The sequence below is a fragment of the Kocuria sp. ZOR0020 genome (genome assembly GCF_000800955.1).
In the GTDB taxonomy this organism is placed as follows: domain Bacteria; phylum Actinomycetota; class Actinomycetes; order Actinomycetales; family Micrococcaceae; genus Kocuria; species Kocuria subflava.
Genome location: NZ_JROX01000061.1, coordinates 1 through 21,354 on the forward strand (window position 1 = coordinate 1; position 21,354 = coordinate 21,354).

The 21,354-nt window shown below is 64.8% G+C and carries 20 protein-coding genes and 1 tRNA gene; 11 read left to right on the forward strand and 10 right to left on the reverse strand.

What is annotated here, in order from left to right; translation table 11 throughout:
• Window positions 1–11: 11 nt before the first annotated feature.
• Complete coding sequence (locus tag L979_RS14395; protein WP_052209470.1) at window positions 12–1,223, reverse strand: MarP family serine protease; 1,212 nt, start codon at window positions 1,221–1,223, stop codon at window positions 12–14.
• Window positions 1,224–1,464: 241 nt separating this feature from the next.
• Between L979_RS14395 and L979_RS04260 the strand changes: the two genes are divergently transcribed.
• On the forward strand, window positions 1,465–2,142 hold the full coding sequence (locus tag L979_RS04260; protein ID WP_047689648.1) for a Crp/Fnr family transcriptional regulator: 678 nt from the start codon (window positions 1,465–1,467) through the stop codon (window positions 2,140–2,142).
• 148 nt (window positions 2,143–2,290) lie between these two features.
• On the opposite strand, the gene L979_RS04265 is transcribed toward L979_RS04260, so the two are convergent.
• The 3 genes from L979_RS04265 to L979_RS04275 are packed head-to-tail and all read right to left on the reverse strand — an operon-like array spanning window position 2,291 to window position 3,853.
• The gene (locus tag L979_RS04265) at window positions 2,291–3,196 is read right to left on the reverse strand and encodes an NUDIX hydrolase (RefSeq protein ID WP_156125382.1); all 906 of its coding nucleotides are present in this window, start codon (window positions 3,194–3,196) and stop codon (window positions 2,291–2,293) included.
• Window positions 3,180–3,653: a RidA family protein gene (locus tag L979_RS04270; protein WP_047689649.1), complete on the reverse strand. Its 474-nt coding sequence runs from the start codon at window positions 3,651–3,653 to the stop codon at window positions 3,180–3,182. The genes L979_RS04265 and L979_RS04270 overlap by 17 nt, the downstream gene beginning before the upstream one ends.
• A gap of 2 nt (window positions 3,654–3,655) precedes the next feature.
• A complete protein-coding gene (locus tag L979_RS04275; protein WP_047689651.1) occupies window positions 3,656–3,853 on the reverse strand; it encodes a hypothetical protein in 198 nt (65 codons plus the stop codon).
• Window positions 3,854–3,937: 84 nt separating this feature from the next.
• Between L979_RS04275 and L979_RS04280 the strand changes: the two genes are divergently transcribed.
• The 3 genes from L979_RS04280 to L979_RS04290 all read left to right on the forward strand — a co-directional run bounded on the left by L979_RS04280 (window position 3,938) and on the right by L979_RS04290 (window position 7,355).
• The gene (locus L979_RS04280) at window positions 3,938–6,235 is read left to right on the forward strand and encodes a transglycosylase domain-containing protein (RefSeq protein ID WP_047689655.1); all 2,298 of its coding nucleotides are present in this window, start codon (window positions 3,938–3,940) and stop codon (window positions 6,233–6,235) included.
• Between the two features lie 3 nt (window positions 6,236–6,238).
• Window positions 6,239–7,198, forward strand: coding sequence for a metallophosphoesterase (locus L979_RS04285; protein ID WP_052209472.1), 960 nt, complete (start codon window positions 6,239–6,241; stop codon window positions 7,196–7,198).
• A gap of 83 nt (window positions 7,199–7,281) precedes the next feature.
• A tRNA-Pro gene (locus L979_RS04290) sits at window positions 7,282–7,355 on the forward strand.
• A 472-nt stretch (window positions 7,356–7,827) separates the two neighbouring features.
• Here L979_RS04290 and L979_RS04295 read toward each other — a convergent pair.
• A complete protein-coding gene (locus tag L979_RS04295; protein WP_052209481.1) occupies window positions 7,828–8,832 on the reverse strand; it encodes a phosphoribosylaminoimidazolesuccinocarboxamide synthase in 1,005 nt (334 codons plus the stop codon).
• A gap of 5 nt (window positions 8,833–8,837) precedes the next feature.
• Complete coding sequence (gene purD, locus L979_RS04300; protein WP_156125386.1) at window positions 8,838–10,142, reverse strand: phosphoribosylamine--glycine ligase; 1,305 nt, start codon at window positions 10,140–10,142, stop codon at window positions 8,838–8,840.
• 57 nt (window positions 10,143–10,199) lie between these two features.
• On the opposite strand from purD, the gene L979_RS04305 reads away from it, so the two are divergent.
• From L979_RS04305 to purM, 5 genes are all read left to right on the forward strand, one after another.
• Window positions 10,200–11,240 (forward strand): asparaginase, encoded by a 1,041-nt coding sequence (locus tag L979_RS04305; RefSeq protein WP_052209473.1) that lies wholly within the window; start codon window positions 10,200–10,202, stop codon window positions 11,238–11,240.
• Entirely contained in the window at window positions 11,240–11,671 is a 432-nt protein-coding gene (locus L979_RS04310) for a sterol carrier family protein (RefSeq protein ID WP_047689663.1), read from the forward strand. The genes L979_RS04305 and L979_RS04310 overlap by 1 nt, the downstream gene beginning before the upstream one ends.
• Before the next feature lie 86 nt (window positions 11,672–11,757).
• Complete coding sequence (locus tag L979_RS14400) at window positions 11,758–12,201, forward strand: hypothetical protein (protein ID WP_156125384.1); 444 nt, start codon at window positions 11,758–11,760, stop codon at window positions 12,199–12,201.
• A 4-nt stretch (window positions 12,202–12,205) separates the two neighbouring features.
• Window positions 12,206–13,723, forward strand: a complete 1,518-nt coding sequence (gene purF / locus L979_RS04320) for an amidophosphoribosyltransferase (protein ID WP_047689665.1) — start codon at window positions 12,206–12,208, stop codon at window positions 13,721–13,723.
• Entirely contained in the window at window positions 13,692–14,891 is a 1,200-nt protein-coding gene (gene purM, locus L979_RS04325) for a phosphoribosylformylglycinamidine cyclo-ligase (protein ID WP_052209475.1), read from the forward strand. The genes purF and purM overlap by 32 nt, the downstream gene beginning before the upstream one ends.
• A gap of 124 nt (window positions 14,892–15,015) precedes the next feature.
• On the opposite strand, the gene L979_RS04330 is transcribed toward purM, so the two are convergent.
• Both L979_RS04330 and clpB read right to left on the reverse strand, forming a co-directional pair.
• Window positions 15,016–15,225 carry a DUF3073 domain-containing protein gene (locus tag L979_RS04330; RefSeq protein ID WP_047689669.1) on the reverse strand — a complete coding sequence of 70 codons (210 nt, stop codon included), beginning with the start codon at window positions 15,223–15,225 and terminating at the stop codon, window positions 15,016–15,018.
• Between the two features lie 174 nt (window positions 15,226–15,399).
• Window positions 15,400–18,039: an ATP-dependent chaperone ClpB gene (clpB, locus tag L979_RS04335; protein ID WP_047689677.1), complete on the reverse strand. Its 2,640-nt coding sequence runs from the start codon at window positions 18,037–18,039 to the stop codon at window positions 15,400–15,402.
• Window positions 18,040–18,197: 158 nt separating this feature from the next.
• Here clpB and L979_RS14405 point away from each other — a divergent pair, with 158 nt between their 5' ends.
• Window positions 18,198–18,869 carry a GNAT family N-acetyltransferase gene (locus L979_RS14405; RefSeq protein ID WP_052209476.1) on the forward strand — a complete coding sequence of 224 codons (672 nt, stop codon included), beginning with the start codon at window positions 18,198–18,200 and terminating at the stop codon, window positions 18,867–18,869.
• A gap of 38 nt (window positions 18,870–18,907) precedes the next feature.
• On the opposite strand, the gene L979_RS04345 is transcribed toward L979_RS14405, so the two are convergent.
• Together L979_RS04345 and L979_RS14410 are read right to left on the reverse strand one after the other, a co-directional pair.
• Window positions 18,908–19,531 (reverse strand): CDP-alcohol phosphatidyltransferase family protein, encoded by a 624-nt coding sequence (locus tag L979_RS04345; RefSeq protein WP_052209477.1) that lies wholly within the window; start codon window positions 19,529–19,531, stop codon window positions 18,908–18,910.
• Entirely contained in the window at window positions 19,528–20,187 is a 660-nt protein-coding gene (locus tag L979_RS14410; protein WP_052209478.1) for a hypothetical protein, read from the reverse strand. Before L979_RS14410 ends, L979_RS04345 begins: the two co-directional genes overlap by 4 nt.
• Before the next feature lie 214 nt (window positions 20,188–20,401).
• Here L979_RS14410 and L979_RS04355 point away from each other — a divergent pair, with 214 nt between their 5' ends.
• A complete protein-coding gene (locus L979_RS04355; RefSeq protein ID WP_342453285.1) occupies window positions 20,402–21,325 on the forward strand; it encodes a cation diffusion facilitator family transporter in 924 nt (307 codons plus the stop codon).
• Window positions 21,326–21,354: the final 29 nt, after the last annotated feature.

The following is a 21,354-nucleotide window of genomic DNA, read 5'->3' on the forward strand; positions in this document are numbered from 1 at the left end:
CAACGTTGGGCTCAGGCCGCCTGGCACACTCCGGTGTCCACGGGAGAAGTGGCACCGGCGGCATCAGCCAGCACCTCCCCCAAGGTCCCGGTGTCCACGGCATAACCGGCGGGATCCTCCACCGCCTTGCCGAAAACCACTCCGATCACCTGGCCCTCCATGTCCACCAACGGACCACCCGAGTTGCCCTGCTGGACGTCCCCTGCAAACTGCATGACCTGCACGGGCTGGGAGCCGTCCACGGAGCCCATCACGGTGTAGGCGCTGCCTTGGACGGTGGCCGGCCCGATGGACAACGGCCCGGATCGTGGGTACCCGATGAAGGCGGCCGAGGTACCGTCCTCGACCCCACCTTGCGCATCCTCAGCAATGCGCAGCGGGGCCAGGTCCAGGTCAGCAACTTCCAGAACGGCAAGATCGTGTTCCGGGACGAACTGCACCACTTCCGCGGCATGGCGCACACCCTCCGGGCTGAACACGGAGACGCTGTCCGTTCCCTGCACCACGTGAGCGTTGGTGACCACCTGGGAATCAGAGGTCACGAACCCGGAACCGGACTGGTTGTAACCGCAGCGTGTGGCGGAGCCCAGAATCTGGACGGTGGAGGCGGAAGCTGCCAGCACCTCCGGATCATCCACCTCGGTCTGAGGCGGCTGGACGGACGGGAAGAGCAAGGCGTCGAGCTCGCGCATGGCAGGTGCCCCGGCGATCTCCTCCTGTGCCGTGGCCAGACCGTCGGTGATCTCCTGCGGCGCCCACCGCTGCATGGCGGCCAGCGTGCGTGACCCCTCCAATTGCACATTGAGCCACGGCAGCGGAACCTGGTTCAGGAATCCGCTCACCGCCAGGACGACGACGGCGCCGATCACGCCTCCCAACAAGCCACCACCGACTTGATCCACGGCAGTGGTTGCTCGGGAGGACCGCGGCGGTGAGCCGGTGAGGCGGCCCAAGAGACCCTCCCCGATGGCTTGACCACCCAACATGCAGATCAGCAGGACCACGCCCACCACTGCCAGGCGGATCCACCGGTCCACGGCGGTGACCTCGATGTGCGGCAGCACCCACAGGGCCAGCGCTGCACCGAGCACCAGGCCCACCACACCTCCGATGGTGCGCCCCACTCCGCGTGCCACGCCGTGGAGCACAAACAGGAGCAGCAGCACCAGAATGACCAGGTCCAGGACGGTCAGTCCCAGAACCAGGTCTCCGTTGAACTCCACGTGATCTCCTCGATGTGTTATTGGCGTGCTCTTGGCGCAGGATGGCGCACGTACCGAATGGAGGTGACAGCGTAGGCAACGGCCCTGGACAACACATGAGAATTGGCTTGAGGGGCCACGCCTGAAAGCAATTCCATTTGGAATAGCGCCACGTCGCACTAAAGTGGTACTGATGATGTCGACTGCGTCACATCCACAAATCATCAGTTGACCGACTGAGCTGAACCACACGAGGAGCATCATGGATACAGACGTCCTACGACGCGCACCGCTTTTCGCCTCTTTGGACGACGAGGCCTTCGCGGCGCTCACGGACGAAATCACCGAGGTGGAGTTGCCCCGCGGTGCCACGCTCTTCCACGAGGGCGATCAGGGCGATCGTCTGTACTTCATCATTTCGGGGAAGATCAAGCTCGGCCGCACGGCCAGCGACGGCCGCGAGAACCTGGTGGCCGTCATGGGCCCCGGTGAGCTGTTCGGGGAGATGGCCCTCTTTGATCCGTCACCGCGTTCCACCGCCGCCACGGCAGTGTCCGAAACCCACTTGGCGGGCCTGAACCACGACAACCTGAAGAAGGTCATCGAGCGCAACCCGGCTGTCTCCCAGCAGTTGCTGCAGGCTCTTGCCCGCCGTCTGCGCCGCACCAATGAGAACCTGGCTGACCTGGTGTTCTCCGATGTGCCCGGCCGCGTGGCCAAGGCGCTGCTGGATCTGGCTGACCGGTTCGGTCGCCAGACTCCGGACGGGGTGCTGGTGGCTCACGAGCTCACCCAGGAGGAGCTCGCCCAGTTGGTGGGTGCTTCGCGTGAAACCGTGAACAAGGCTCTTGCAGAGTTTGTCCAGCGCGGTTGGATTCGCCTGGAAGCCCGTGCCGTGGTGATTCTGGACCTCCAGCGGCTCAAGCAGCGCTCCCGCTGACGGGTCCGGCGTGGGGCAGCCCTCGCCGTCCGCAGCCACCACATCAGCAAGGCGCAGTTGCCACGGAAGGCTGTCGTGCTCCGCATGCGAGCGCGGCAGCCTTCGGCATGTCCGTACCTTATGCGCGGTACGGCTGATCCGCGGTGTTTCACCGCATGGGGCGCTGGCGCCCAGGCAGCACCAGCTGAAATCCGCATCCGCCATCCGATGCCAACAACGGCATTCGGGCGGACAAGTCTCTGGGCCTGGCAATGATCTCAACCACTGACCGAGCTGAGGCCAAGTCCTGCAGCAATCCGCTCATGGTGGCCCCCAACAGTTCGCTCAGCGGTCGCCCCACGGTGTGCGGTGCACCCAACGTGTCACCCAGCCAGGTGTTCTCCGTGGTCAGCTGCTGCATGGTCACCCACAGCCCCGGCCGTGGGTGCTCCGGCAGATCAGTCACCTTTTGGCGTTCCGGGAGAATCACGGCAAAAAATCGATTGTCGTAGCGGCGGTGCAGGAACTCAGGGGTCACCCACCGCGCCACCGGCCACAACAGATCGGTGCGCAGTCTCAGATGCCTGCTTTCCAGCAGATGCCGCATGGATTCGTGGCGGGACAAGATGTTCTGGCGGGCATCAGCCCAATCCCGGCCATCACCGGTCTCTACGGTGGAATGGGGTTCCGCCCCGGCCAGCAGGATCCCCGTGCGTTCAAACAACTCACGTGCCGCTGCCACCACCGTGCGGCGGGTGACACCTACGTCGTCGTGCCAGCGCCGCCCCCATTCGATGGAGGACGGGCCGGTCCACGGCAGAGGTTCGTCGTCGGCGGCGTCCACGGGACCGCCGGGAAAGGCCACCGGACCAAAAGGAGACCGTTGAGCGTGGGTGGTCAGATACGTCTCCACCCCGCCCGGCCCGTCCCTCAGCAGGATGATACCCGCCGCATCCACGGGCGTGACTGGGCGCAGACCACCGTCTGCCTCCTGCCATACCTGCGCCGCCCGCCAGTACTCCGGCAGGAGCGGAAAGCTGCGCGGGCGGCGGGTCAGGTCAGGCGAATTCGGCAACCAACTCCACCTCAACAGGCGAGTTCAGGGGCAACACGGCAACTCCGACGGCGGATCGGGCGTGCACGCCGGCATCGCCCAGAACATCTCCCAGCAGGTTGGAGGCACCGTTGATCACACCTGGCTGTCCGTAGAACTCCGGGTGACTGGAAACGAATCCCACCACCTTGACGATGCGAACAATTCGGTCCAGGTCACCGATGGCGCCCTTGACGGCGGCCAGCGCGTTCAACGCGGCTACAGCAGCGAGTTCCTGGGCACGTTGGGGACTCACCAGTCCGTCCCCCTCGCCCACCTTGCCGGTTTCCGGCAGCTGCGAGTCAATGAACGGGAGCTGACCCGAGGTGTGGACGTAGGAGCCGCTGACAAGTGCGGGGACGTACACGCCGGCGGGAGCCGGGACGGCCGGGAGCTCCAACCCCAGCTCGGTGATTCGCTGCTCAACCGAGGACGACATGATCAGGCCTCCTTGGGGCGCTTGAAGTAGGCGATCGGGTTGGTCTGCACGGGTGCGTTCACGGCAGCATCCGGCACGCTGGCCTGCTGGGTGCCGGGCAGCACGGCCACCAGTTCCCAGCCTTCGGAACCAAAGTTGTCCAGGATCTGCTTGGTGGCGTGGATCATGATGGGCGCGGTCATGTATTCCCAGGTAGTCATGGCACCACAGTATCCGTTCGGTGCGCAGTGTGGCGCTGGCTACCAATCGAATGGGTTCCCAGGTAGGGCTTGTAAACTGACCGAATGGCTTCATCCTCCAGCTCTCCCGCCGGCGTCAAAGGCAGCTCGACCATGGGTCGGGTCATCGCGTTCATCGCCACCAGCCTGCTGGCCGGTCTTGTGGTCACCGGACTGGTGTTCCCACCGGCAGCGGCAGTCGGCATGGCCGCCAACGGGTCCATCGGATGGTTCAAGGACCTCCCCTCAGACTTCCAGGACGGTCCGCTGTCCAGGTCCTCCACCGTCTATGCCCGTGACGGCCAGACGGAATTGGCCACGTTCTACGCGGAGAAGCGCACACCGGTCACTCTGGATCAGATCTCCCAGAACATGCAGGACGCGATCCTCTCCGTTGAGGACCGCGATTTCTATGATCACGGCGGTGTCTCCGTTGCGGGCATCATGCGCGCCATCGGCAACAACGTGATCAACACCGGTGGGCGTCAGGGTGCTTCCACCATCACCCAGCAGTACGTGAACAACTTGATCATTGACCAGGACGTTCGCGCCGGTCGGGACCCCTCCACCTTGGGCGCCAACAAGGGCTACGCGGACAAACTGCGTGAGGTGAAGCTCTCCCTGTCCATGGAGGAGCAGAAGTCCAAGGACGAGATCCTGGAGGGCTATCTCAACATCGCCATGTTCGGCACCGGCAACTACGGCGTGGAGTCCGCCTCCCAGTACTATTGGGGGATCCCGGCTTCTGATCTGAGCATCGCCCAGGCAGCCACCCTGGCTGGGTTGGTGCAGTCGCCTGCGTACTACGATCCTTCGGTCAATCCGGAGGTCTCCGTGGAGCGGCGCAACATTGTGCTCTACACCATGCTGGATGAGGATCGCATCACACAGCAGGAGTACGACGATGCCATCAACGAACCCCTCAACCTGGATCTGCACCCCACCTCTGCAGGGTGCACGGCGGCCACGGATGCGCCGTACTTCTGCGACTACGTGGAGAACAAGATCTTGGCCTCCGATTCCTTCGGCTCGAACCCAGAAGATCGTCTGAACACGCTGCAGCGTGGTGGCCTGAACATTGTGACCACCCTGGACATCGATGCCCAGCGTGAAGCCAACGACGCCGTGAACGAAACCCAGTCGCGGGATGACAACCCGGACAGCGTGGGCAGCTCAATCGTTTCCGTGGAGCCGGACAGCGGCAACATCGTGGCCATGGCTCAGAACACCTACTACACCTCTGAAGAGGGCACCTCCAACACGGTGTTCAACTTCAACACGGACTCCTGGGACGGTGGCACCGGCGGCTACCAGGTGGGTTCGACCTTCAAACCCATGACGTTGTTGGCTTGGGTGGATGACGGCCGCTCAGTGGGCCAGGAGGTCAATGCCAGCCGGATGTCCTACCCCGCTGACTACGCATGGAACGCCTCCTGCGTTGACGGTGGCGCCGTGTTCGAGCCCGGCGACGACGGCAACGGGTTCAGCTTCCAGAACGCCGGGCGTGGATATGACCGCAACATGGCTGCGGACTACGGCATGTACAACTCCATCAACTCGGCGCTCTACGCCATGGCTTCCGACTTGGACCTGTGCCGCATCGGTGAGTTGGCGGAGGACCTTGGCATCCACAACGGTCAGACCGGCGAACCCGTGAACACCACACGGTTGTCCGCCCTGCTGGGTGGTTCGGATGACAACATCTCTCCCATGACCATGGCCACGGCCTACGCCACATTCGCCAATGATGGTGTGCGTTGTGATCCCCGTGCCTTCATGTCCGTCACGGACTACACCGGCCGGGAGTACGACGTCCCGGAGGTCAACTGCGAGCGCGCCATCAGCGAGACCGATGCCCGCACCGTGAACTTTGTTCTGGAACAGGTTCTGGTCCGAGGTTCCGGCTACCAGATTCCCATTGGTCTGCCGAACGCTTCGGCGGGCAAAACCGGTACCACGGATGACTCCGTCCAGACCTGGATGGTGGGCTACACCCAGGGTCTGTCCACTGCCTCGTGGGTGGGCAATTACCTGGAGTGGCGCTCCCTGAACGACATCTCCATCGGCGGTGACACCCCCAAGTCCCAGACCTCGAACCCGGATGACTTTGTGGATGGCTCCACCTACGCCGGTGGTCAGTGGCAGCGGTTCATGAATGCCACTGCCCGTGACTACAACACGGACACCTTCCCGGAGCCGCCGGAGAACATGACTGAGGGCAACGGCGCCAGCCCCCGCCCCAACAGTGGTTCCGCATCCAACACCAACAGCAACTCGAACACCGGGACCAGCACCGGCACGGGTACTGGTACGGGTGCCAACTCGGCATCGGGCAGCACCGGCACCACCAACCGGGCCGGCTGATCCATGACCTCTCGAGCAACGCTCACTTCCGTGGCCGCCACCACCCTGGCGGCCACGGCCGTATCCTCGGCCGCGGTGGCCGGATGGGCCGTATTCGGCGAACGGCGCCGTTTCCGAGTCCGCCATGAGACCCTCCCGGTCCTGGCTCCGGGCAGCCCGGACTTGCGGGTCCTTCAGATCTCCGACCTGCACACCGTGCCGGGCCAGGAGGCCAAGAAGAAGTTCGTCCACGGTTTGGCGCAGTTGGAACCTGACCTTGTTCTGGACACCGGGGACAACCTTTCCCACATGGGCGCGCTGCCGTATTTGCTGGAGATCCTGCAACCGCTCTTCGCCTTCCCCGGCCTCTACGTGCCCGGCTCCAACTGCTACTTCGCCCCCATGCTCAAGAACCCCGCCCGCTACCTCTGGCAACGCACCAGCGCAGGAGATGACCGTACGGAGGCCCAGATCCTCCCGTGGCAGGCCATGCACCAAGCCTTCGACGACGCCGGTTGGGTGGGTGTGATCAATCGCGCCGATCGATTGAGGCTCGGGGAACACGTCATCGAGGTCTCCGGCGTGGATGATCCCCACCTGGGCTACGACCAACACCCCGGATTCCTGCCTGCCACTCACCCGGGGTCAGGGCTGGGTCAGTTCGAACCGGCAGCGGGGGCGTCGGCGTCGTTGCGGTTGGGGTTGACTCACGCGCCGTACCTGCGGAGTCTGGACCGATTCGCCCAGGACGGGGCCGATCTTGTGGTGGCCGGTCACACGCACGGAGGACAGGTGTGCCTGCCCGGTGGGCGAGCCCTGGTGAGCAACTGCGACATCGAACCAGAACGCTGCAAGGGCGTGACCTCACAGGGGGGCGTGCCGGTGCAGATTTCGGCCGGTCTGGGTGAATCGCGCTTTGCCCCCGTTCGCCTTTTCTGCCCCCCGGAGGCAGTGCTCATGACCCTCACTGCCAGGGCCGGATAGCGGTCTCACCTGGATTTCACTTCCCGTGGAGCACACCGTATGATGATCGGGTTGCCCACGGGCCAAGAGTCCGGGTGCCACATCGGGATGTGGCGCAGCTTGGTAGCGCGCCTCGTTCGGGACGAGGAGGTCGCAGGTTCAAATCCTGTCATCCCGACACCGTGATGTTTCACCACATCGGAAAATCCCCGAACCCTCACCGGGCTCGGGGATTTTTGTGCGTCAGAAAGATGGAGCGGCTCCTTCGTGGGCCGAAGGAGCCGCTCAGCGTTCCACCTCAGATGGTCTTGGTTCTACACCTGGCCGCAAGGGGATCCAAGCCTTGCGCGGTGTCTCAAAAGAACCTGGTGCTGATGGGGAGAGCATCAGCAGTCCTAAGACCCTTCCGGAGCTGAACGACTCGGACGTCATGCGCCCCGTTGGCCCGAGGGGTGGAACGCCCCGGCAGTGCTACACGATGTTCCTCACCGAATCGCCTTGCCCGAATCTGGTCGTCACGGGCAACGCTCACCAAGAATTATCTGGTGGGCTCGCGGAACGCACCATGGACTTTGGTCCAGGTTTGTAGAAAATACTGAAAAACTTGCCCCGGCTCGCGTGCCTCACTCTTGCGGGGAGTCAGGGCACGGTCAGGCGAACGGCCCGTCCGCGCTGAACGTGGCCCCCGTCAGGCGCTCATAACCCTCGATGTAGCGGCTGCGGGTCTTGTCCACCACGTCCTGAGGCAGGGGCGGAGTGGGGCCGTGACCGTCCCAACCGGATTCCTCCGAGGTCAACCAGTCCCGTACGAACTGCTTGTCAAAGGATGGTTGTGCCTGTCCCGGTTGCCAGGTTTCTGCAGCCCAGAACCGGCTGGAATCCGGGGTCAGCACCTCATCCCCCAGCGTGATCGCCCCGCGGTAGGAGTCCAGCCCGTACTCCAGCTTGGTGTCCGCCAAGATGATGCCGCGCTCCCGCGCGATCTGCTCGGCCCGCGAGTAGATCTGCAAGGACAACTCACGCAGGCGGTCAGAGACCGCCTTGCCCATCCCGTCCACCATTTCCTGGAACGTGATGGGTTCATCGTGCTCCCCCACTTCGGCCTTGCCGGTGGGGGTGAAGATGGGTTGCTCCAACCGGGAACCGTCCTGCAACCCGTCCGGTAGGGAGATCCCGCAGATCTGACCGGAGGCGCGGTAGTCCTTGAGCCCGGAACCGGTCAGGTATCCGCGCACAATGCCTTCCACGGGGAACATGGACAGGTTCTTGCAGATCATGGCCCGTCCCTGGACCTCTTCCGGGACACCTGTGCTCAAGACGTGATTGGGAACCTCGGAGAGTTGGTTGAACCACCAGAGGGACATCTGGGTCAGCACTATGCCTTTGTCCGGGATCTCCGTGGCCAGGACTTGGTCAAAGGCGGAAAGACGGTCCGTGGCCAACACCAGGACGCAACCGGCGCGGTATTCGGCGTTGTCGTCCACGGAGGTGCCCATGGCCACCATGCGGTCGTCCTCCGGAACGTAGAGTTCGCGGACCTTGCCGGAGTAGACGTGCTTCCACCCCTGAAGTTCAGGGGGCGCGGGGTGCCCGGTAAAGACCGGGTGTTCTGGGCGGCCGTCGGCAAGGACGGAGGTGGGTTTCTGGGTGCTCAAGTTCATCACTCCTGCCCAAGTTGTGCCACGGTGATTTCTCCGCGAGCAGCTTTCAACGCAATGTCCGTGCGGTGCTGGGATCCTTCCAGACCGATCTCCTGGATCCGGCGGTAGGCCCGTTCCCGTGCCTGGTCCAGGTTCTCCCCCAGTGCCACCACGGAGAGCACCCGCCCACCGTCGGCCACCACCTGGTGATCGTGGTTGAAGGCCGTGCCCGCGTGCAACACGGCCACGCCGTCCACTGCTGCGGCTGCCTCCAGTCCCGTGATCACGTCTCCCTTGCGGGAGGATTCGGGGTAACCCTCAGATGCGACGACGACGTTCACCGAGGCCTGCGGATTCCATTGCAACGGAACATGCCCGCTGGATCCCAGTTCTCCGTTGGCTGCATCCAACAGCACCTGCCCCAGCGGGGACTCCAACCGTGCCAGGACAGACTGGGTCTCCGGGTCTCCGAACCGGACGTTGAACTCGATGACCTTCACTCCCCGTGAGGTCACGGCCAATCCGCAGTAGAGCACCCCGTTGAACGGAGTGCCCCGACGTGCCATCTCCTGCACCACAGGGCGGGCCACCGTCTGGACCACCTGGTCCACAAACCCATCCGGCAACCAGTCCAGGGGCGTGTAGGCACCCATGCCACCGGTGTTGGGGCCCTGGTCCTCATCAAAAATGCGCTTGAAGTCCTGCGCCGGGGAGAGTGGAACCACATCCGAACCGTCACACAGCACAAACAAGGAGACTTCTGGGCCGTCCAGGAATTCTTCGATCACCACGTGCCCACCAGCGGCAAAGCACGCTGCTGCATGGTCCATGGCCACCTGACGGTCAGAGGTGACCACCACTCCCTTGCCTGCCGCCAGGCCGTCGTCCTTGACCACGTGCGGGGCGCCGAACTCCTCCAGAGCGGAAGCGGCTTCCTGTGCTGTGAAGCAGGTGCGGGCAGCGGCGGTGGGAACCTGGGCTGCTGCCATGATCTCCTTGGCGAATGACTTGGAGCCCTCCAGGACGGCCGCCTGGGCGGACGGGCCGAACACCGGAAACCCGGCCTCTCGCAGGGCATCCGCCACCCCCGCCACCAGGGGTACCTCTGGTCCCACCACCACGAGGTCAGCGGCCAGTGAGCGGGCCAGCTCCACGGTGGCCTGAGGATCTGTGGTGTCCAGTGGGTGGACCGGAACGTCTTGAGCCATGCCGGCATTGCCTGGGGCTGCGTGAACCTCCTCCACACCGGGATCGCGCAGCAGCGCACGGACAATGGCGTGTTCACGACCGCCGGGACCGATCACCAGAGTTTTCACACTCAACAGCCTAGTTGCCGCAGGCCCTCCCTGGGGTTGGGCAGACACGTGCTGGATACTGGTTGCATGACCACGCAGCACTCCCCCACTGATGCACCCTTGCCCGGACTCACAACGGATGGCGCCGTGGAGTTGGCCCACCTTCAGCGCAGCGGACTGGTGGAGTCCCGTCACCTGGGTGCCGCCGTGGTCACGGGCCCGGATGGAATCCTGGCGACGCTGGGAGACGTCCAGGCCCCCATGTTCCCCCGGTCTGCTCTCAAGCCGTTCCAAACTGCTGTCTCCTTGAGCAACGGGGCGCCCATCCAGTGGGATCAGATTGCCGTGGCCTCCGGTTCACACCAGGCCACGGATGCACAGTTGGATTCCGTGCGCAGCATTCTGGCCAAGGTGGCATTGGATGAATCCGCCCTGTCCTGCCCCGCAGCCGACCGCCGCGGACGCCCGGCATCGACCGACGACGGCGGCTCCCCCCTCAACTACCCCTGCTCGGGCAAACATGCGGCGTTCCTGGCCGCCTGTGCGGAGAGTCAGTGGGACACGGCCACCTATTTGGACCCGGCCCACCCGCTGCAGCAGGCGGTGGTGGCCGCCGTCACCGAGTACGCCGGTGAAGAACCCGCCGTGGTGGGAACGGACGGTTGCGGGGCTCCACTTCCTGCGGTGTCCTTGGCCGCTCTGGGACGGATGTACTCAGCACTGGGGGCGGCCGCCTACAACATCCGGGCTGATTTCCGCCTGGCCACGGTGGCCACCGCCATGTTGGACTACCCCGAATACGTGCACGCCCCGGACCGCGCCAACACCGTGGTCATGGAGGACCTGGGGGTGCTGGCCAAGTTCGGTGCGGAAGGCGTGCTGTGCCTGGCCACCCAGTCCGGAATCTCCGTGGTCCTCAAGTCCCTGGACGGCAGCGGACGCACCAATCACCTGGTGTGCCTGGAACTGTTGATCGCCGCCGGCGCCGTGGAAGCCGGTGCGGCCCGTGCGGTTGCCGAGCGCTTCACTCCGTCTGTGACCGGCGGAGCACAGAGTGCAGGCAGATTTGCCCTCAGTACAGCCACCCTGCAGGCCATCGATGACCTGGCCGGAAAGACCGCCGTCTGATGGGCCGGCGTCGAGTGGACCCAGCGGACGGAACCTTGGCCCTGGCGTCATGGCGTCGCGCACAAGAAGGCGTGGTGGATGAGCAGCCCCGGGATCCTGCGGCTGCCCCACGGCAAGGGGTGGACCGCAAGACCCTGGCCACCGCTGTCCGGTTCAGCCTGGAAGAGCTGGGTGAGCGGGTTCCCGGCAACAGTGTTGAAGTGCGCGTGCCACCGTTTGGCGTGACCCAGTGCATTCCAGGTCCACGGCACACCCGCGGTACTCCACCCAACGTGGTGGAGACCGATGCCACCACGTGGCTGCAACTGGTCACGGGAGAACTGACATGGGACCAAGCTCTGGCCACAGGTGCCGTCAACGCCTCCGGGACGCGGGCCGGACTGGAGCAGGTCCTTCCCTTGTTCTCCGGGCCCACCCGCACGCAGGCCTGAGGATTGCCACAAACCAGCTGAGAACTCCCTGCACAGGCGCTGGCGGGCCGGATCTGCGGCCCGTGAATCGCGTTAGGGTGGAAACCATGGTCCCAGCAAGCCACCCCGCCGACCCCAATCCGCAGCCACCAGCCACGCAGCAATCGCACCAGCACGGTGAGCAGCAACAGCAATACACGGAGGTCATGTCCTATCGCCGGGCACCCAAATTGCCGGTGTTCCTGATTCTTGGCGGGGCCCTGGGAGCAGTGGTGGGCATGCTGGTGGGAGTGCTGGGTTCAGGCAACGCCATGTTCACCACCGGCCAGGTGGTGGGCTACATGATCGCCATTTTCACGCTACTGGGCTTCTCCGTGGGCGCCGTCGTCGCCCTGATTCTCGATCGTGTGTCACTCAAGCGGGCCCAGGAAGTGCAAACTCGCGTGGAGGCACATGCCAGCGAACGCGTCGTGCGCCGCACGGCCGAGCATGCCCCTGAAAACAATCGTCACGCTCAGGTGCCCGATTCGGAATCTGGCGTGAAAGAATGAGCCCGTGGCGCGCCCTGATGGAAAGCTGAGCTTCGAAACCTTCCCTGGTGAGAAATCACCCCAGGACGAATGTGGTGTGTTCGGCGTGTGGGCGCCGGGTGAGGACGTGGCCAAACTGGCCTATTACGGCCTCTACGCGCTGCAGCACCGTGGACAGGAATCCGCGGGAATCGCTACCTCCACAGGCTCCCGGATCAACGTCTACAAGGACATGGGCCTGGTCTCCCAGGTTTTCGACGAATCCACGCTCAACACCCTGACCGGCCACATTGCCGTGGGACACTGCCGCTACTCCACCACGGGCGGTTCCAACTGGGCCAATGCCCAGCCCACCTTGGGAGCCACCCCGCACGGAACTGTTGCCCTGGCCCACAACGGGAATCTGACCAACTCTGCTGAGCTCTACGACTCCCTGATCGACAAATCGGGCTTCCCGTCCCGTGGTGAGATGGCCATGGGCAACACCACGGACACCGCTCTGGTCACCTCCCTTCTGGCAGAACACCCCCATGGGTCCCTGGAAGAAGCCGCCATGGCACTGCTTCCGCAGCTGGTGGGCTCTTTCTGCCTGACCTTCATGGATGAACACACCCTCTACGCGGCACGGGATCCCCAGGGAATCCGCCCCCTGGTGCTGGGACGCCTGGAACGCGGCTGGGTGGTGGCTTCTGAAACGGCTGCCCTGGACATCGTGGGCGCCTCCTTTGTTCGGGAGGTGGAGCCCGGTGAGTTCCTGGCCATTGACGAGGACGGGCTGCGGTCACAGCGCTTTGCGGAAACTCGCCGAGCCGCCTGCGTGTTCGAATACGTCTACCTGGCCCGCCCGGACACCTCCATCCACGGCCGCTCGGTCTATGAGTCCCGGGTCGAGATGGGCCGCCAGTTGGCCCGCGAGCACGCGGTGGAGGCCGATCTGGTCATGCCAACCCCCGAATCCGGGACACCGGCTGCCATCGGGTACGCGGAGGCCTCCGGGATCCCGTTCGGCAACGGTCTGGTCAAAAATGCCTACGTGGGCCGCACCTTCATCCAGCCTTCGGACACCATCCGCCAGCTGGGCATTCGACTCAAGCTGAATCCTCTGCAGTCCGTGGTGGCCGGCAAGCGCCTTGTGGTGGTGGATGACTCGATCGTGCGGGGCAATACCCAACGCGCCCTGGTCCGCATGCTGCGTGAAGCTGGGGCAGCGGAGATCCACGTGCGCATTTCCTCTCCGCCCATCAAGTGGCCGTGTTTCTACGGAATCGACTTTGCCTCCCGTGCCGAGTTGATTGCCAACGGCCTGGCCGTGGAGGACATCAGGGAATCCTTGGGTGCTGACTCACTGGGTTACATCTCCCAAGAGGGCATGGTGGAAGCCACCGAGCAAGAGCCCCATGAACTGTGCACGGCATGCTTCTCCGGTCGCTACCCCACGGAGCTTCCTGCCGCCGAAGACCTGGGCAAATCCGTGGTGGCGGCCCGCCGTAAACCACCCGTTCCCGCTTCGGATGCCCAACTTGCCGAACAGCCCAACCAGTGAGGAACCCTCGGTGACCGATTCCGCACCCTCCCAGCAGACCATCACCTACGCCCAGGCGGGGGTGGACGTCGAGGCCGGTGACCGCGCCGTCGAACTGATGAAGTCGGCGGTCAAGGCCACCCACACGGATCAGGTGATCGGCGGTGTGGGCGGTTTCGCCGGTCTCTTTGACGCCTCAGCCCTGGTGGGTTACCGCAAGCCCTATCTGGCCACCTCCACGGACGGCGTGGGAACCAAGGTGGCGATTGCCCAGGCCCTGGACATCCACGACACCATCGGTTGGGACCTGGTGGGCATGGTGGTGGACGACATCGTGGTGGTGGGCGCCAAGCCGCTGTTCATGACCGACTACATCGCCACCGGCAAGGTGGTCCCGGAGCGGGTGGCGGACATCGTTCGCGGCATCGCCAGTGCCTGCTCCGCTGCCGGCACTGCCCTGGTGGGTGGGGAAACCGCAGAACACCCGGGCCTGCTGCGCCCGGATGAGTACGACATCGCCGGGGCGGCCACCGGAGTGATCGAAGCCGACGAACTGCTGGGCCCGCAGCGGGTCAAGGCCGGAGACGTGCTGATCGGCATGGCCTCCTCCGGTCTGCACTCCAACGGGTATTCCCTGGTGCGCCGTGTGGTCAGTGTGGCCGGTTGGTCCCTGGACCACGACGTCCCTGAGCTGGGCCGCACCCTGGGTGAAGAACTTCTGGAACCCACCCGGGTCTACGCGGCCGACGTCCTGGATCTTGCCCAGACTTTCCCCGTCAATGACTCCTCCGGGGCAACAGGTGCCGGTGTCCGGGCCTTCACTCACGTGACCGGCGGCGGCCTGGCAGCCAACCTGGCGCGTGTGCTGCCCACAGGTCTGACGGCCACGGTGGACCGTGCCACATGGTCTCTGCCCCCGGTCTTCCAACTGGTCTCCACCCTGGGCAACGTCCCCCTGGCCGACCTGGAACGCACGTTGAACCTGGGGGTTGGCATGATCGCGGTGGTGGACCCCTCCGTGGCGGAGGCCGCCGTCAAGCACCTGGAAGCACGCGGGGTCCCATCGTGGATCTTGGGCACCGTGGAGACCACGGATGCCGCAGGCGTGGGGGATGGCCCCGATTGGGTCCAGGGTGCCAAGGGCGTGGACGGTGGAGTGGTTCACATGGTGGGTGACTACGCATCGTGAGCCGCTGAAACGCACCTGCACCTGCACCTGGCCTGATCATCGCGGCACGCGCCGGATGTGCAGGGGCCGGCATGCAGAAGGGGCCGGATCCGTGATGGATCCGGCCCCTTCGTGTCAGAGCGACTCAACGGTAGTCGTCGTCGGAGTCGTACCCCGAGTCCTCCGAGTAGTCATCACCCTCGGCGAAGTCATCCTGGTAGGGAGCCACGGCAGGTCCGCTGTTGCCGGACTGCCGTAATTCCCGCTGCAGGGCGGAGTAATCGGTCTGCGGGCTGAAGTACTTCATCTCCCGCGCCTGTCGCGTTGCCTTCGCCTTTTGACGGCCGCGCCCCATGAGCGTGACCCCCTCTGTCTCTCGGTCCCGGTCGGCGGTACGTTTGGTACACGATACGGCCCCGGTGTGTTGTCAGTCTGTGTCGTGGCCCCAGCGTACACGCTCACGCGGCGCGGCTCGACTCCCGTGGCTTTCGCAATCCACGAAAACCCAGGGCGCCGAGCCGCCCCTGCTTCAGTCCTCCTGGGAGGTCTCACCTGAAGGACTGCCGGGTGCATCGCCGGCTGTCACCAGCAGTCCGTCAGCGGCAACGTCCGGGTTGACATCCACCCGCACGGTGTCCCCGTCCACGATGGCCCCGGAGAGAATCCCCTTGGCCAGCTTGTCGCCAATCTCACGCTGCACCAGCCGACGCAGCGGCCGGGCACCGTAAGCGGGGTCGTAACCGGCCAGACCCAGCCACTCGGTGGCTGCGGGGTTGACGTCCAGCTGAAGACGCCGCTGGGCCAACCGTTGCCCCAGGTGACGGACCTGTATGTCCACGATCTTGGACAGGTCCTCCGTGCTCAAGGGGTCGAACATGATGACTTCATCCAACCGGTTCAGGAACTCCGGCTTGAAGGACACGTTCACCACATTCATGACCGCTTCCTTCTTGGCATCCTCATCCATGCTCTGGTCCACCAGGAACTGGCTGCCCAGATTGGAGGTCAGGATCAGGATGGTGTTGCGGAAGTCCACGGTGCGCCCCTGCCCATCGGTCAGCCGGCCGTCGTCGAGCACCTGCAGCAAGATGTCGAAGACCTCCGGGTGTGCCTTCTCCACCTCATCCAGCAACACCACGGAGTACGGACGACGCCGCACGGCCTCCGTGAGCTGGCCACCTTCCTCGTAACCCACATAACCGGGAGGGGCTCCCACCAGGCGCGCCACGGAGTGCTTCTCCGCGTACTCGGACATGTCGATGCGGATCAGCGCACGTTCGTCGTCGAACTGGAATTCCGCCAGGGACTTTGCCAACTCGGTCTTGCCCACGCCCGTGGGTCCCAGGAACAGGAAAGAGCCGATGGGACGGTCCGGATCTGCTATCCCGGCCCGGGAGCGCCGAACGGCGTCCGCCACGGCCACCACGGCCTGCGTCTGGCCGATCAACCGCTGGCCCAGGCGCTGCTCCATGTGCAGCAGTTTTTCCGTCTCACCTTGCAGCATGCGCCCGGCGGGAATCCCGGTCCAGGCAGAGATGACCTCTGCGACGTCGTCCGCGGTGACCTCCTCGGAGACCATGGACTCGTGGTCAGCCTCCTCCGCGTTTTCCTGCTCCTGAGCCAGATCCAGCTCCTTCTGCAGAGCCGGGATCTCCCCGTAGAGCAGACGGGAGGCCTCCCCCAGATCCCCGCCGCGCTGGGCACGTTCGGCCTGAGAGCGCAGTTCGTCGATCTTGGCCTTGAGATCCCCCACCCGGTTCAGACCGGCCTTCTCCTGTTCCCACCGCGCGTTGAGGGCGTCAAGGTCAGCTTGCTTGTCCGCCTTGTCCTTGCGCAGTGCTTCCAGGCGCTCCACCGATGCTGGATCGGTTTCGTCCTTCAGTGCCAGTTCCTCCATGGTCAGCCGGTCCACCTGGCGGCGCAGCTGGTCGATCTCCTCAGGGGCGGAGTCGATCTCCATCCGCAGACGGGAGGCGGCCTCATCCACCAGGTCGATGGCCTTGTCCGGCAACTGGCGGCCCGGGATGAACCGGTTGGACAGCGAGGCCGCGGCCACCAGAGCGGAATCGGCGATCTGGACCTTGTGGTGGGCCTCGTAACGTTCCTTGAGCCCGCGCAGGATGGCAATGGTGTCCTCCACGGAAGGCTCACCCACGTAGACCTGCTGGAAACGGCGTTCCAGGGCTGCGTCCTTCTCGATGTTCTCCCGGTACTCATCCAGCGTGGTGGCACCGATCAGACGCAGCTCGCCGCGGGCCAGCATGGGCTTGAGCATGTTGCCGGCATCCATGGAACCGTCCGAGGAGCCACCGGCCCCCACAACGGTGTGCAGCTCGTCAATGAAGGTCACCACTTGGCCTTCCGAGCCCTTGATCTCATCCAGGACGGCCTTGAGGCGTTCCTCGAACTCACCGCGGTACTTGGCCCCGGCCACCATGGACCCCAGGTCCAGGGAGATCAGAGTCTTGCCGCGCAGGGTCTCCGGGACATCCCCCTCCACCATGCGCTGCGCCAGACCTTCCACGACGGCGGTTTTGCCCACCCCCGGTTCACCGATCAGCACCGGGTTGTTCTTGGTCCGGCGCGAGAGCACCTGAACCACTCGGCGGATCTCCGAATCGCGGCCGATCACCGGATCCAACTTGCCTTCACGGGCAATGGCGGTCAGATCCGTGCCGTACTTCTCCAGTGCCTGGAAAGTTCCTTCCGGGTCCGGACTGGTCACCCGGCGGTCTCCACGCACGGCCGGGATGGTGTCCCGAATGACCTGCTCCGTGGCACCGGCTTCCATCAGCACACGGGAGGCGGGGCTGTCCACCTGGGCCAGACCCATCAGGAGGTGTTCGGTGGAGACGTATTCATCCCCCAGGCCCTGGGCGAACTTCTCCGCAGCCTGGATCACCTGCAGCGTGCCGCGGTTGAACTGTGCCTGCGCCGTGGTGGACCCCGATGCCGACGGCAGTGCCGCAACGGCATGGGCTGCCTTGGTGGCCAGCCCGGCCACATTCACACCGGCAGCTTGCAGGACGGCGTCCGCAACGCCGTCGCGTTGGTCCACCAGCGCCTTGAGCAGGTGGACGGGTTCAATGTGCGGATTGCCCGCCGTGGATGCCTCAGTGGCAGCAGCGCTGACGGCCTCCTGCGAGCGCGTGGTGAGTTTGGTGTCCATGTCACTCCTTGACTGTTGTGGGCCCCAGGTGCTGAGGCCGTGAGGTTCATACTTGAGTTTACCTGTATCAACTTTCTTTCGCTAGATGCACTGAGCTTTCCGATGGTGGATCCTCACGAGCTCGGTGCCGTCTGACCCCGAACCTAAACTCGATGACCATGACCTCCCCCACTGATCCCCGCCCATACAGTGAGCAAGCCAGCCAGCCCACGTCTGCAGCACCCACAACCACGGTCCGGGCAGCCACGGAGGCGGACATTGAAGCGGCTGCACAGATTCTGTTGGATGCCTTTGCGCAGGACCCCTGGACCCTGGGGCACATCCCAGCTGCAGCCATCGGCTCACCCGAGGCAGCGCAATACCAACAGCGAGCACTGCGCGAACATGGTTTGGCCCACCAGAACATCGACGTCGTCGTGGTGACCACCGGCGAGGGCACCGGGGACGACGACGGCCGAATTGTGGGTGTGGCCCAATGGAGTCCGCCACTGGCGCCTGAGCAGTCGCAGGAGCTGGAGGAGCTGTTTGTCAGCACCCACCAGCTGGATGCCGAACAGGTTGCAGCAGATCACGAACTCGTGGTGGCCGCCCGCCCGCCCGAACCGCATTGGCATCTGGAGATGTTGGCCGTCAGCCCTGCGGCACAAGGTCTGGGCGCCGGGACACAACTGCTGCGCCACGGATTGCAACGCGCCGCAGGCACATCGGTGGCCCTGGAATCAACCACTCCGGCTAGTCGCCGCCTCTACGAACGCCACGGATTCACCCTGCACCAGGAGGTGGTGGATTCCCGGGCAGTCACGCAGTACGCCATGTGGCTGCGCGCCTGATGGCCCCTGAGCTCACCGGCCTTGAACCCTGACGGTTCTCAGCGGAAACGTCGCCTCCCGAGCCAGGCCAACCGGGCGTACTGGACTCCGGTGATGATGTGCAGGAAGGCACCGACCTCCACGCACAGCACCCCGATGGTGCTCAACACCGGCTGGGCAAAGGCCGGGCCGGCCAGCACGGCCACCACACCCACCATGGTCAGGGCGGTGCGGAACTTGCCGATCCAGTTGACCCGCATGGCCTGGTGCGCGTCCATCAGGAGGATGAAGAAGAGCAGGAACAGGTCCACGGTGGCGATGATGACGATGGCCCACCACGGCAGCAGCCCCTCCCAGGCCAGGGCGATGACCACCAGCCCCAGTCCCAGGCGGTCGGCCAAGGGGTCGAACTTGGCGCCGATCGCGCTGTATTGATCCAGCAGCCTGGCCAGGAATCCGTCCACCCAGTCCGTCAAGCTGAACACGGCCACCAACGTCAGGGGCAGCCAGGGGCGTTCGTCGATGTAGAAGATGGAGATCACCGCTGGGATGATCAGCAGGAACCGCAGCAGCGTGAACAGATTGGGAATGGTCCAGACACCGGCGTCCCGGTGCTTGACGGGTTCGGCGCTCGGCGGTGGCGGCACCAGTCCGTCCCGCAGAGCCTTGCGGATGCCGTTCACCGGGGATCTCCGTACTCGCGGGCAAAGTCAGCTGGGTCCTGGAAGGAGTTGACCCACTGCTGCCGCAGGCGGTCTTCCTCCTCAGGGTCCAGTTCCACAACGTCTCCGCGCAAACGAGCCTTGGTGGAACGTACATCCAACGCGGCACTGACCACCGAGCCTGCCGCTGCTGCAAAGGTCAGCACACCCAGCGTGTTGGCGAATCCTGCGCTCAGTCCCACGGAATCGGGTCCGGCCGCAGCCGTGAACAGGGACTGCCCCCGCCCGTCAATCAGATCGGGCAGGAAGAAGCCGAGCACCACCGCACCCACCCAGGCGCACACGATCAGCACGGTGGTCACCGGGCGAGCGTATGCGGGACGGTGGTAGGCCCGCTCGGCAAGGACCAATGCCCCGGAGATCCACAGCAGAACACCCAAAGGTGCGGCAAGCACTCCGAGCCAGATCAGCGCCCTGCCCCCCGGGCCACCCAGCGGTACGGATGCCAGCACCAGCCACGCAGCCAACACCAGCGGCATGACCGGGGCCAACACTGGGACAACTTTTTGAACCACCGTTCCACGGCGATCCGTGAACACCACTGAAGAACTTTGCGTGGACTCACGGCCTCCGGCGTGCTCAGCGGGGGTTGATTCGACCGGGGACTCGGTGGGCATGGTTCAAGTCTACGAACCTGGAGCCCGTGCGCCGATTGCAGCGTCACATCGGCAGCACCGCCGGCCATCCCGACCGGCCGGCACCTGCCTCACTCCACGCAACATATGCTATTTTTCTAATATGTCATGTGGGGAAGCATCACGTCGTAGCGCGCCGGCCGTGCATTCAGCCACGGACCACAGCCATGGAGACAGGCACGGGCATTCGCATGACGTGGCGCGCTCCTCCCGCACCCGCCTGGGCATCGCTTTTGCCATCACCACCACAGTGCTGCTGGCCCAAGTGGTGGGCGCGGTCCTGACCGGCTCCCTGGCACTGCTGGTGGACTCCGCGCACATGGCCGTGGACTCAATCGGTCTGCTCATGGCCCTGACGGCCTCCATCCTGATCACCCGCCCACGCTCGGCCCGCCGCAGCTGGGGGTGGCTGCGCGCCGAGATCATCGCCGCAGGCGTCCAGGCCACCGTTCTGATGGCAGTGGGCATCTACGCACTGGCGGAGGGTGTCCAGCGCCTGCTCAACCCCACCCCGGCAAATGAGTTCAACGTGGTGCTGCTGGGCGTGATCGGCGCGGTGGGATTGCTGGCCAACATCGCCTCCCTGCTGGTGCTCACCACCGCCCGGGAAGCTTCTCTGAACATGAAGGCCGCGTTCCTGGAGGTCCTCAATGACGCCCTGGGATCCGTGGCTGTGATCATTGCCGCCGTGGCGATCGCCTGGACCGGCTGGACCGGGGCCGACGCCGTGGCCGGCATGGCCATTGCTCTTCTGATCATTCCCCGCGCCACCCGCATCCTGCGGGAATCAGGGTCAGTGCTCATGGAATCGGCTCCGCGCGGTTTGGATCTGGATCAGGTTGCGGCCCACCTGGAAACAGTCCCCCGCGTGCTGGCCGTGCATGATCTCCACGCCTCCGTGGTGGCCACCGGGGTTCCGGTGCTGACAGCCCACGTGGTGATTGAGGACAGCGCGTTTCACGACGGCGGTGCGCCGCGCATCCTGGATGCCCTGCAGGCCTGTGCAGCACAGCACTTCCCCGTGGCGGTGGAACACGCCACCTTCCAGCTGGAGCCATCAGCCCACGTGGACCACGAAGTGTTGGGACACGGCCCGCTGACCCACCGGGCGTCGTCGTGAATTGGACTGGGGCTCATCCGTGAAGCCAG

Coding starts and splice junctions, on each gene's coding strand:
- L979_RS04260 (WP_047689648.1), top strand. CDS start 1,465: ATGGATACAGACGTCCTACGACGCGCACCGCTTTTCGCCTCTTTGGAC.
- L979_RS04270 (WP_047689649.1), bottom strand. CDS start 3,653: ATGTCGTCCTCGGTTGAGCAGCGAATCACCGAGCTGGGGTTGGAGCTC.
- L979_RS04275 (WP_047689651.1), bottom strand. CDS start 3,853: ATGACTACCTGGGAATACATGACCGCGCCCATCATGATCCACGCCACC.
- L979_RS04280 (WP_047689655.1), top strand. CDS start 3,938: ATGGCTTCATCCTCCAGCTCTCCCGCCGGCGTCAAAGGCAGCTCGACC.
- L979_RS04285 (WP_052209472.1), top strand. CDS start 6,239: ATGACCTCTCGAGCAACGCTCACTTCCGTGGCCGCCACCACCCTGGCG.
- L979_RS04305 (WP_052209473.1), top strand. CDS start 10,200: ATGACCACGCAGCACTCCCCCACTGATGCACCCTTGCCCGGACTCACA.
- L979_RS04310 (WP_047689663.1), top strand. CDS start 11,240: ATGGGCCGGCGTCGAGTGGACCCAGCGGACGGAACCTTGGCCCTGGCG.
- L979_RS14400 (WP_156125384.1), top strand. CDS start 11,758: ATGGTCCCAGCAAGCCACCCCGCCGACCCCAATCCGCAGCCACCAGCC.
- purM (WP_052209475.1), top strand. CDS start 13,692: ATGCCCAACTTGCCGAACAGCCCAACCAGTGAGGAACCCTCGGTGACC.
- L979_RS04330 (WP_047689669.1), bottom strand. CDS start 15,225: ATGGGGCGCGGCCGTCAAAAGGCGAAGGCAACGCGACAGGCGCGGGAG.
- clpB (WP_047689677.1), bottom strand. CDS start 18,039: ATGGACACCAAACTCACCACGCGCTCGCAGGAGGCCGTCAGCGCTGCT.
- L979_RS14405 (WP_052209476.1), top strand. CDS start 18,198: ATGACCTCCCCCACTGATCCCCGCCCATACAGTGAGCAAGCCAGCCAG.
- L979_RS14410 (WP_052209478.1), bottom strand. CDS start 20,187: ATGCCCACCGAGTCCCCGGTCGAATCAACCCCCGCTGAGCACGCCGGA.